Genomic DNA, 11544 nt, shown 5'->3' with positions numbered 1-11544 from the left:
TCCCCCTCACCCCCAACTCCCTTTCCACAGCTAGGAGAACCCCGGCCATGCCCCCCGCAGCCCGTACGGGCGACAGCACCGCCCACGGTGGCGTCATCGGCCCTCCGCCGCCGGGTGCGCCGGCCGTGGCCACCGTGTGGATCGGCGGTCGGCCCGCGGCCGTCACCACGAGCGCCGCCCCGCCCCGTCCGGGCAGCGTGCATGTCTGCGTCGTCCCGCCGCACGCGGCGCTCGCGGCCGCCAATGTGATCCTGCCCAACCCGGCGGCGGCGCTCACGGGCCAGGTGCTGATCGGCGGCATGCCCGCCGCCCGGGTGGGCGACAAGACCACCTGCGGTGCGGTCATCCTCACCGGCGCGCCGAACGTCCTGATCGGAGGCCCGATATGAGCGGCAGCGGTTTCATCGGGCGCGGCTGGGGCTTCCCCCTGCGCACCGGCCCGACCGGCGGGATCGCCCTGGTGGAACGGGACAAGGAGATCGAGGAGGCCATCGGCCTGATCCTCGGTACGGCTCCGGGCGAGCGGCCGATGCGGCCGGAGTTCGGCTGCGGCATCCACGACTACGTCTTCGCGCCCGGCGACGGCGCGACCGCCGGGCGGATCGCCCAGGAGGTCCGTACGTCGCTGGAGCGGTGGGAGCCGCGCATCGAGGTGACGGACGTGGTGATCGCGTTCGACGCGATCGAGGAGGGCACGCTCTACATCGACGTGCGCTACACCGTGCGGGCCACCAACGACCTGCGGAACCTGGTGTTCCCCTTCTATACGATCCCGTCGGAAGAAGGCTCGTCCGAAGCGGGTGTGCGCTGATGGCCCTCCCCTCCCCCAACCTGGACGACCGGCGGTTCCAGCAGCTCGTCGACGAGGCCAAGCGATACGTCCAGCAGCGCTCGCCGGAGTGGACCGACCACAATGTGTCGGACCCCGGGGTGACCCTGATCGAGACGTTCGCGTACATGGTCGACCAGCTGCTGTACCGGCTGAACCGGGTGCCGGACAAGAACTACGCGGCCTTCCTGGACCTGCTCGGCGTGACGCTGTTCCCGCCCACCGTGGCCCGTGCCGAGGTCGACTTCTGGCTCTCCGCCCCGCAGCCGGAGACCGTGCACCTGTCCGCCGGTACGGAGGTGGCGACCGCGCGCGGCGAGGCCGAGGAACCGGTCGTGTTCACCACCTCCGAGGATCTGCCGATCGTGCCGAGCGAGCTGGTCCGGCTGGTGACCGCGCCGAAGACCGGTGACCAGACCGACCGCACCGGGCCGCTCGGCGCGGGCAAGGACATCCCGTGCTTCTCGCCGCGCCCGGAGCCGGGGGACGCGCTGCTGTTCGGGCTGCCCACCGCCGTACCGCGCTGCATCGTCGCCGTCCGCCTGGACAGCCGGGTGGAGGGCGTGGGCGTCGACCCGAGGCAGCCGCCGCTGGTGTGGGAGGCGTGGGACGGGGTCCGGTGGGTGGAGTGCGCGACCGGGGACGACAGCACGGGCGGGCTGAACCGGCCGGGCGAGGTCATCGTGTTCGTCCCGGCCGGGCACACCGCGTCCGTCGTCGCGGGGACGCGGGCGGGGTGGCTGCGCTGCCGGGTGACCCCGCCCGAGCCGGGCCAGCCGTTCTACTCCGAGTCGCCGACGATCCGCGAGGCCGAGGTCTTCACGGTCGGCGGTACGGCCGCCGTCGAGCACGCGGAGACCGTGCTCGACGTGCCCCTCGGGGTCTCCGAGGGCGTGGCCGGGCAGCGGTTCTCGGTGAGCCGGGTGCCGCTGCTGCTGGACGGCGACCCGCCGGTGGTCCAGGTGTCGACCGCCGAGGGCTGGCAGGTCTGGACGCCCGTCGAGCACTTCGGGGCCTCCGCGCCCGGTGACCGGCACGTCCGGATCGACGCCGTATCGGGCGAGTTCGCGTTCCCGCCGGAGGTACGGGAGCCGGACGGCACGATGCGCGCGTACGGGGCCGTCCCGGAGAAGGGCGCCCAGCTCCGCGTCCCCCGCTACCGCACGGGCGGTGGTGCGGCCGGGAACGTGGCCCGGGGAGCGATCTCCGTGCTGCGCAGCTCGGTCCCGTACGTCGCGGGGGTCGACAACCGGGAGGCGGCGAGCGGCGGCGTGGACGGCGAGAGCGTCGAGAACGCCAAGGTGCGCGCCCCCAACATCCTGCGGGTGCAGGAACGGGCGGTCACGGCCCGGGACCACGAGGTCATCGCCCGGGAGGCCGCGCCGTCCCTGCGCCGGGTACGGTGTCTGCCGGCCGTCGCGGGCGAGGGCGGTGCGGTACGGGTCCTGGTGGTGCCGGACGCGGTGCCCGACGAGGGCGGCCATCTGCGGTTCGAGCAGCTGATCCCCTCGGACCAGGTGCTGGCGGCGGTGGCCGAACGGCTGGACGAACGCCGTCTGGTGGGCACCCGGCTGGTCGTGGAGCCGCCCGCCTACCAGGGCGTCACGGTGGTGGCCCGGCTGGTCGCGGCCCCGGCCGAGGTGGACCGGGTGCGCGCGGAGGCGCTGGAGGCCCTGTTCCGGCTGATCGACCCGCTGCGGGGCGGTGCGGACGGTACGGGGTGGCCGTTCGGGAGGCCCGTGCAGTACGGGGAGGTGTTCGCCGTGCTCCAGCAGGTGCGGGGCGCCGGGCTGGTGGAGGAGGTCCGGCTCTTCCCGGCGGACCCGATCACCGGGCGGCGCGGGGGTGCGGTGGACCGGATCGACGTGGCTCCGGGCGCGCTGGTCTTCTCCCACCAGCACCAGGTGATCGTCACGGCGGGCGGGCCGGGTGAGGGGGCATGAGCCGGGCCTCCGTACCCGGGCTGCCCAGCCGCTACCCGCTCGGTGAGCTGCTGCCCGCCCTGTACGCCGACGACGACCTGGCCCAGCGGTTCACGGCCGGGCTCGACACCGTACTGGCACCGGTCCTCTCCACCCTGGACAACCTGCCCGCCTACTTCGACCCGGCCCTGGCCCCGGCCGACTTCCTGCCCTGGCTGGCGACCTGGGTGGGCGCGGGCGTCGACCCCGACTGGCCGCCGGAGCTGCAACGCGCGGTGGTGGCACGGGCGGTGGAGCTGCACCGGTGGCGCGGCACCCGGCGCGGTCTGGTGGACCACCTCCGGCTCTGCTTCGGCGTGCACGCCGACGTACGGGACGGCGGGGGCGTGGCATGGTCGTCCCGGCCCGGTACGGCGCTGCCTCCGGCCCCGACCGGTGAACTGTTCGTCCGGGTCTGGCCGGTGGCGCCGGGAGCCACGGTGGACGCGGCGCGCGTCCTGGACGTCGTCACGGCCTCGTGCCCCGTGCACCTCACGTGCCGGGTGGAGGTCCTGCCGGGCCCGCCCGAGGCGCCGCCCGGGACGACCGCAGAGACGACGGGGGGCTGACGCGATGCGCTCGTGTCCAGCATGCGGTACGGCCAACGGCGAGAACGACGACTTCTGCGGGAACTGCGGGTCGTACCTGGGGTGGTCCTCGGAGCCCCGGCGCCCCTCGACGGCACGGGCTCCGGAGCCGGAGCCTGTTCCGGAGCCGGAGCCTGCCGCGGAACCGCAGCCTCAGTCGGCTGCGGCTCCGGTCCAGGTCCCGGCTCCGGAGCCGACGCCGCCCCCGACGCCCACTCCAGCCCCACCAGCACAGGCACCGACCCCACCAACACCGGCACCGGCACCGGCACCGGCACCGCAAAGCCCTGCCCCCGAGCACGCCTCCGGCCCCGCCCGCGATCGTCGTACCGACCAGGAGCAGCCGCCCGCCCCGGCCGCGGACCCGGCACCTCCGGCGGCGGAGCCCGGCCGGGCCGCCGAACCAGCCGCTCCCCCCGTGGTGCCCCCACGTCCGGCGGCGGCGCCCGCCACCCCGCCCGTGCCGCCACCCGCGTCGCCGCCCGCCCCCGCGGCCCCGCCCCGGCCGCCCGCCGCCCCGGAGGTCGCGCGCCCCGCCCCCGTACGCCCGCAACACCCCCCGCACCCCGCCCCCGTACGCCCGGCCGCGCCCGTGACGCCACCAGCCGTGCGGCGGGAGGACCCGGCCGAGGAACCCATCGGTGCCGTCCAGCCCGCGAAGCCCGTCGCCCGGCGGCCCGTCGTGCGGCCGGTGGAGGCGGACGAGGCGGCGGAGGGGCCGCCGTGTCCGGCCTGCGGTACGCCGAACCTGCCCGGGCGGCGGTTCTGCCGACGCTGCGCGGCACCGCTGCGGCCCGAGGAGCGCCCCGCGCCCCTGCCGTGGTGGCGCACGGTGTGGCCGTTCCGCCGCCGGGTGCGGGTCCGGTCGGGCCGGGCGCTGCGGCGCGTCCTGATGGTCCTGGCGGTCGTCGGCCTGCTGTTCGCGGGCTTCCTGTTCCTGCCCGCCGGGCGGGTGCTCTTCGAGGACGTCCGGGACAAGCTCGGCGGTACGGCGGAGATCAGCCCCACCGGGGTGACCGCGAGCGGCGCGGCCCCCGGCCATCCGGCGCGGGCGGCCGTCGACGGCCTGACCAACAAGTACTGGGGCGCCCCCGCCCTCGGCGCGTCGCTGACGTGCACCTTCGGTACGCCGTTCCGGCTGGTCGGGGTCGTCCTGCACACCGGGGCGTCGAAGGAGCCCGAGGAGTTCCGGCAGGAGCCCCGGCCGACCCGGGCGGATCTGATCGTCACGACGGCGGACGGCACGGTCCACGAGCAGGAGCTGACGCTCAACGACAAGCCGGGGCAGCAGACGGTACGGACGGGCATCAGCGATGTCGTCTCCGTCCGGCTCGTCCTGCGGGAGGCGGCGGGACAGGGCGGCGGGCGGCCGATCGCGGTCGGTGAGGTCGAGTTCTTCAAGCGCACCTGACACCCGGAGCGGTCGCACCCGGCACCCGGGTCCGACCAGTCCCAGAAGTGCACAACGTACCCAGAGGTGCTCAGGAAGTTTTCAGCGATCACGCACTTTCGGTCACAGTTGACTTCCCTCAACGTTCAACTAGCGGTTGACTGGGCCTCACGCATGGTGACGGTACCGCTCCCGTCGGCCCGTCGACCCTGCTCCGGCACCCCGGTCCCCCGGCAGCGGAGAGAGGACAGCGATGGCCACCTCACCTCGTACGGCCGCCTCTCGGCCGGGTTCTCCGGAAGTGCGGCGGCAGCTTTTCCCCTGGACCCGCCCCGTACGCGATCTCCAGGAATGCGCCGCTCCCATCCTTCATTCCGACTCATTCGACGAGGGGCAGCAATGAGCCATATCGCGTTACCGGCGTTTCACATGCCGTTCCAGAGCGCAGGGTGCAATCCGGGCTTGGCCGAAACCCGGCAGGCCGCCTGGGAATGGGCTGAATCGGAAGGTCTGAATCTCTCCGTACCGGCCCGGAAGAAGATGATCCGGACACGCCCCGAACTCTGGATTTCCCTCATCTTCCCGAAGGCGTCCCAGCACCATCTCGATCTTTTCTGCCAGTGGCTCTTCTGGGCTTTCCTGGTGGACGACGAGTTCGATGACGGCCCGGCCGGCCGTGATCCCCTGATGTGCGAGGCGGCGATCACCCGGCTGGTGGACGTGTTCGACGGGGCCGCGCCGCGCGGGCCGATGGAGCACGCGCTCGCGGGGCTGCGCGAGCGGACCTGCCGCGACCGGTCCGACCGGTGGAACCGGCAGTTCCGGCGGGACACGGCGGCCTGGCTCTGGACGTACTACGCCGAGGCGGTCGAGCGGGCGGCCGGACAGGTGCCGAGCCGGGTGGACTTCGTCAAGCACCGGCGGGACTCGGTGGCCATGCAGCCGTTCCTCGATCTCCATGAGATCACCGCCGGAATCGATCTGCCGGATTCCGCCCGCAGTCTGCCCGCGTACATCGCCCTGCGGAACGCGGTCACCGATCATTCGGGGCTCTGCAACGACATCTGCTCGTTCGAGAAGGAGGCCGCCCTCGGATATGAGCACAATGCGGTACGGCTCATCCAGCGCGACCGGGGCTCCACCCTCCAGGAAGCCGTCGACGAGGCCGGAATTCAGCTGGCCAGAATCGCCGAGCGCGTGGTGCGGGCGGAAAAGGAGCTGATCGAGGAAATCGAGGCGGCGGGAATCGCCGACCCGACCCGGGCCGCCCTGGAACGCTGCGTACAGGACTACCGGGGGCTGGTGCGGGGCGACTTCGACTACCACGCACGCGCCGAGCGCTACACCCGCCCGGATCTGGTGGAGCCGGACGCCCGCGCATCGATGTCCCAGTACTTCGCCGCCTGAGAGACGACGGCCGGGGCCCGGGAGGCGGAAGCCTCCCGGGCCCCGGGGCCGAACACCCCCCGGACCGACCGGACCGACCGCACAGAGCCGGTCGGACGCGCCGTAAGAGATCGATCGGATCACATCGCGACCGTTCGGGAAGGAACAAGCCCGGTCGGCTGTGGCCGCATGGAAGACTGTCCCGCGCAAGCATGTCCCGGGTCGCCCCACCGGCCGGGCCGACCACTGCGTCGCGCCCCCGGTCAGCGACTGACCGGTCGGAATGTCATGTCTTCGGCACGCCATGCCTTCCACCACAGTCCTCGGGGAAACCACACACGTGAGATCACAGCGAAGAATATGGACCACGGCCGCCGTCGCCACGGCGGCGGTGACGGGCGTCCTGGTGTTCCAGGGCGTGACGGGCGGTTCGGACCCCGACGGTGATGGCAAGAGCGGGGCGGATGCGAAGTCCGCTCCCGTCGAGGCGGATGTGTACCGGACCCCGCTCACGACCTCCGAGGACGGCAGCTCCGCCGCCCTCCCGCAGCGCTCCACCGAGCCGTTCAGCCTCCTCGGCGTCACCTGGGCCGACCCCGCCGCCCAGGTGACCGGCCGGATCGAGGCCCGTACCCGCTCCGCCGCCACCGGCACGTGGACGGGCTGGCTGCCGCTGGACACCGAGATCGACGGGCGCACCGAGGCCGGCCGGACCGGCGTCCGGGGCACCACCGAACCGCGCTGGGTCGGCCCGTCGAACGGTGTCGAGGTCCGGGTCACCGCCGGGAACGGGGTGAAGGCCGGGCTCCCCGCCGGGCTGCGGCTGGACACCGTCGACCCGGGCGGCAGCACCACCCCGCTCGCCGCCGAACCGGCCGCCTTCGCCGCCGAACCGGCCGCGTTCGCCGTGGAGGAGACGGAGACCCCGTCGGACGATCCCTCGCCCGGCGATGAGACCCCCTCGGGTACGCCGACGGAGGAGCCGGGCGAGGAGACGGCCGAGCCGTCCCCCACCCCCACCCCGACGGTCGAGTCCCCCTCCCCGACGCCGCCGAGCCCCACGCCGAGCCGGACCACCGCGTCCCCGAAGCCGCCGTCCGCCTCGCCGACGCCCAGCCCCTCCACGACCCCGCCGCTGCCGCCCGGCCCGCCGTCCACGGCTCCGCGGCCCCCGATCGTCTCGCGGGCCGACTGGAAGGCCGACGAGTCGATCAGCAAGGAGGCCCCGGACTACCTGGACAGGGTCAAGGCGGTCTTCGTCCACCACACCGCGCAGACCAACTCCTACTCCTGCGCCGACTCCGCGGCCATCGTGCGCGGGCTGCACACGTACCACGTGAAGTCGAACGGCTGGAAGGACCTCGGCTACAACTTCGTGGTCGACAAGTGCGGCACGATCTTCGAGGGCCGCAAGGGCGGCGCGGACCGGGCCGTGCTGGGCGCGCACACCTACGGCTTCAACCGGGACACCACCGGCATCGCCGTGATCGGCATGCACACGGACACCAAGGCCGCGAGCGCCGCGACCACCTCGGTCGCCCGGATCGCCGCGTGGAAGCTCGGCCAGTACAAGGGCGACCCGGCCGGCACGGTGATGCTGACCGCCGGGGCGGCGGGCGGGAACTTCTTCGGGACGAAGTTCGCCGCGGGCAAGGAGTACCCCTTCCAGCAGATCTCCGGGCACCGCGACGGCTTCAACACCCAGTGCCCCGGCGGAAGCCTCTACGGGCAGCTCCCCGCCGTCCGCTCCCTGGCCGGCGGATCGGTCACCGGGCTCACCATCGCCTCGGTGACCGGGGCGAGCGCCTCGGGCTCCACGTACTACACGAAGTCGAACGTCACCGTCGGCTGGAAGACGACCACCCCCGCCTCCTTCGTCAGGAGTTACGAACTCCTCGTCGGCGGAAAGCCGGTGGCCACCGTCAAGGGCAACGTCACCTCGGCCTCGGCCGCCCTCCCGGTCGGCAGGCACTCCGTGCAGGTCCGGGCCACCCACCAGTCGGGCAAGACGACCACATCGGCCGCCGCCACGGTCGTCGCCGAGAAGACGCCCCCCGCCTTCACCACCAAGCCCGCCCTCACGCTGCGCACCGGCACGGTGAACGCCGACGCGGTCCCGCTCACCCTGAGGTGGAAGGCCACGGACGCCGCCGCCCTCAAGGAGGTCCGGCTCACCGCGCCCGTCGCGAAGACGTACGGCCCGACGACGGGCAGCGCCTCGCACACCGCGAAGCCCCGCAAGGCGACCGCCTGGAAGATGACGGCGTACGACCACGCGGGCAACACGGCCGCCGCCTCGGTCACCGGCAGCCCGGTCATCCTCCAGGAGTCCGCCGCCAAGAAGACCGGCAAGTGGACGACGAAGTCCTCCAAGAGCTACCTGGGTGGCAAGTCGCTCTCCAGCAGCGCCAAGAAGGCCAGCCTGACCTGGACGTTCACCGGCAGGTCAGCCTCCTGGGTGGTGTCACGGGCCGCCACTTCGGGGCAGGCATACGTCTATGTCGACGGCAAGAAGGTGGCCACGGTGGACCTGAAGTCCTCCGCCACCAAGTACCGGGACGCGATCTGGACGACCTCCTGGGCGTCCAGCGGCAAGCACACGGTCAAGATCGTGGTGGTCGGTACGAAGGGCCGCCCGGCCATCACCACGGACGGGCTGGTCTACCTGAGGTAGGCGCCCCGACCACCGCACCGCGAGAGGGGTGGGCAGACACCATGTCCGACATCGTGGAGGCCACGGCCAGGACCGCGCAGGGCACGGTACGCGGTGCGGTGGAGCGGGGTGTCGCGGTCTTCCGCGGCATCCCGTACGCGGCGCCCCCGGTCGGCGCGCGGAGGTTCCGCGCGCCGGAGCCGCCGGAGCCGTGGGAGGGCGTGCGGGAGGCGGTCACGTACGGGCCGACGGCCCCCAAGCGCCCTTACGCCCCGCCGCTGGACCGGCTGCTGCCGGACCCGGAAGTGCCGGGCGACGGGTGGCTCAACCTCAATGTGTGGACGCCCTCCACGGAGGCCGCGGGACTCCCCGTCCTCGTCTGGATCCACGGCGGTTCGCTGCTGCACGGCTCCTCGGCGGTTCCGGTCTACGACGGGTCCGCGTTCGCCCGGGACGGGGTGGTGCTGGTCTCCGTCAACTACCGCCTGGGCATCGAGGGCTTCGGCCTCTTCCCGGACGCGCCCGCCAACCGGGGGCTGCTGGACCAGCTGGCCGCCCTGGAGTGGGTGCGGGACAACATCGCGGGGTTCGGCGGGGACCCGGACCGGGTGACGGTGGCCGGGGAGTCGGCCGGGGCGGTGAGCGTGGCCGCCCTGCTGGCCACGGACCGGGCGGCCGGGCTGTTCCGGCGGGCGGTGCTCCAGAGCGGGGCGCCCGCCGCCCTGGACCCGGAGGCCGCGCGCGGGACGACCCGGCTGATCGCGAAGCGGCTCGGGGTCCCCGCCACGGCCGCCGCCCTGGCCGCCGTGGACCCGGCGGCCCTGCTGACCGCGCAGACCGGGGTGACGAGCGGCGGCAACCCGCTGACCGGCCGCAACGCGTTCCAGCTCGTGGTGGACGGCGAACTGCTGACCCGGGACCCGGCCGAGGCCCTGCGCACGGGCGCCGCCGCCGGGGTCGACCTGCTGATGGGGACGAACACCGAGGAGTACCGGCTCTGGTTCGTCCCCGGCGGGCTGATCGAGCGGATCGGCAGGCTCAAGCTCCGCCTGGCCCTGCTGAAGTTCAAGGTCCCGAACGCCACCGCCCGCGTCTACCGGGCCAACCGCCCCGGCGCCACCCCCGGCGAACTCCTCGGCGCCCTCGCCACCGACCTGCTGCTGCGGGTCCCGCTCAACCGCCTGGCCGACGCGCGGACGGGCGCGGAGGGGTCCACGTACGTCTACGAGTTCGGCTGGCCCTCCCCCGTACAGCGGCTCGGGGCCTGCCACGCGCTGGAGCTCGGCTTCGTCTTCGACACGCTGGCCCACCCCGACACCCGGGCCCTGACCGGCCCGGACGCACCGCAGGAGCTGGCGGACGCGATGCACCGGGCCTGGGTGGACTTCGCGACGACGGGCGAGCCTGGCTGGCCGTCCTGGGACGCGTCCCGGCCGGTGGAGCACTTCGGCCCGGACGGACCGGCGCTCGTCCTGGCCCCGCGCGACGACGAGTTGCGGGGCTGGGACCCGTACCGCGCGAAGCCTTAGGGGCGCATGCTGATCCAGTGCGGGTCGGGGACCACGGTGAGGATCGCCGAGACCACCACGACCAGCCCCAGGACGGCCTGTTCGCGGCGGGCCAGGCGGTGGGCGAGCGCCGGGTCGGTGTCGCGGAGCATCCGCCGCCGGGCCGCCAGCGCCAGCGCGCTGACCACCACCATCAGCGCCAGCTTGACCAGCAGGGTGCGCCCGTAGGCGGAGGTGAACACCACGTCCAGCGGCAGCCGCCGCAGGGTGGAGGCGGTGCCGGTGACGGCGAGGGCGACGAACAGCCAGATCGCCAGGCGCGCGTACCGGCCGAGCAGCGCCCGGGCGGCGACCGGCGAACCGCGCCAGAGCCACATGGTCCGCAGCACGTACAGCAGCCCCCCGGTCCACAGGGACGCGGCGGTGAGGTGGACGACGGTGAGGGCGGCGCCGATCTCCGGGCTGTACGCCTCCGGGTGGGCGCGCAGGGCCTCCGCGCCGATGACGACGGCGAGCGGGGCGAGAGCGAGGGCGGGGCGCTTGCTCCGGGCGCAGAAGGCGGCCAGGACGAAGCCGTTGGCGATGAGGAGGAGCAGCCCGCCGTCCCGGGTGGCGTACGTGTCGGTGATCCCGAGACCGCTGACGGCGGCGAGCTGGACGATCTGCCCGGCCGCGGCGGCGGCCCCGGCGACGGCGGCGCAGACGGCCCAGCTCCGTACGGCGGTACGGGGCCGGCCGCGGACGGGCCGGATGAGCTGCGGGGCGACGAGCTCGCCGAGGTGCAGGGCGAGCGCCGTGAACAGGACGGTACGGAGCAGGGTGGTGAGCCCTGCGCCGGGTATCCGCAGCTCCCCGGTGCCGCGCGCCACGGCCCCGGGGCCGAACAGGGCGACGAGGAGCGCCAGGAGGCCGGCCGCGACGAGGGCGGCGGTCATGACGGACCGGGGCGGCCCGGCCTTCCCGGACCTCTCGGGGTTTCCTGGCTTCCCTGCCTTCCCTGCCAGCTCGGACCGGTCGCCGGACGGCAGCACCTCGGCGGTGACGGCGACGACCGGCGCGGCAGCCGGTGAGGCGGACGGCGCGCCCGGGGGCAGCACGCCGGACGGCATGCCCGAAGGCACCGTGGCGGACGGCGTGTCGGGGCCGGGCGGGGGCGTCGGGGCGGCCGGATCGGCGGGAGGTCCGGAGTACATCACGGCTCGATCCTCTCCGGTGGACAAACGCACAGCA

At 74.0% G+C, this 11544-nt stretch carries 9 protein-coding genes; 8 read left to right on the top strand and 1 reads right to left on the bottom strand.

Features of this window, described 5'->3' with window-relative positions; genetic code table 11:
- Positions 1–47 precede the first annotated feature (47 nt).
- From B7C62_26270 to B7C62_26235, 8 genes are all read left to right on the top strand, one after another.
- Positions 48–389: a hypothetical protein gene (locus tag B7C62_26270; protein ARF75364.1), complete on the top strand. Its 342-nt coding sequence runs from the start codon at positions 48–50 to the stop codon at positions 387–389.
- Positions 386–811, top strand: a complete 426-nt coding sequence (locus B7C62_26265) for a baseplate protein (protein ARF75363.1) — start codon at positions 386–388, stop codon at positions 809–811. Before B7C62_26270 ends, B7C62_26265 begins: the two co-directional genes overlap by 4 nt.
- Entirely contained in the window at positions 811–2772 is a 1962-nt protein-coding gene (locus B7C62_26260; GenBank protein ID ARF75362.1) for a putative baseplate assembly protein, read from the top strand. The genes B7C62_26265 and B7C62_26260 overlap by 1 nt, the downstream gene beginning before the upstream one ends.
- Positions 2769–3359: a phage tail protein gene (locus tag B7C62_26255; protein ID ARF75361.1), complete on the top strand. Its 591-nt coding sequence runs from the start codon at positions 2769–2771 to the stop codon at positions 3357–3359. Before B7C62_26260 ends, B7C62_26255 begins: the two co-directional genes overlap by 4 nt.
- 655 nt (positions 3360–4014) lie before the next feature.
- The gene (locus B7C62_26250; protein ARF77384.1) at positions 4015–4788 is read left to right on the top strand and encodes a zinc ribbon domain-containing protein; all 774 of its coding nucleotides are present in this window, start codon (positions 4015–4017) and stop codon (positions 4786–4788) included.
- Positions 4789–5196: 408 nt separating this feature from the next.
- Complete coding sequence (locus B7C62_26245; GenBank protein ID ARF75360.1) at positions 5197–6174, top strand: terpene cyclase; 978 nt, start codon at positions 5197–5199, stop codon at positions 6172–6174.
- A gap of 319 nt (positions 6175–6493) precedes the next feature.
- A complete protein-coding gene (locus tag B7C62_26240) occupies positions 6494–8827 on the top strand; it encodes an N-acetylmuramoyl-L-alanine amidase (protein ID ARF75359.1) in 2334 nt (777 codons plus the stop codon).
- A 41-nt stretch (positions 8828–8868) separates the two neighbouring features.
- The gene (locus B7C62_26235) at positions 8869–10335 is read left to right on the top strand and encodes a carboxylesterase (protein ARF75358.1); all 1467 of its coding nucleotides are present in this window, start codon (positions 8869–8871) and stop codon (positions 10333–10335) included.
- Here the strand turns inward: B7C62_26235 and B7C62_26230 are convergent.
- Positions 10332–11507 (bottom strand): copper resistance protein CopD, encoded by a 1176-nt coding sequence (locus tag B7C62_26230; protein ID ARF75357.1) that lies wholly within the window; start codon positions 11505–11507, stop codon positions 10332–10334. The two genes, B7C62_26235 and B7C62_26230, sit on opposite strands and share 4 nt — an antisense overlap.
- Between the last annotated feature and the right edge of the window lie 37 nt (positions 11508–11544).

It is taken from the genome of Kitasatospora albolonga (assembly GCA_002082585.1).
GTDB classification, from domain to species: Bacteria; Actinomycetota; Actinomycetes; order Streptomycetales; family Streptomycetaceae; genus Streptomyces; species Streptomyces stephensoniae.
The sequence above is the reverse complement of the archived record's forward strand: the minus strand, read 5'-3'. Positions and strand labels throughout refer to the sequence as shown.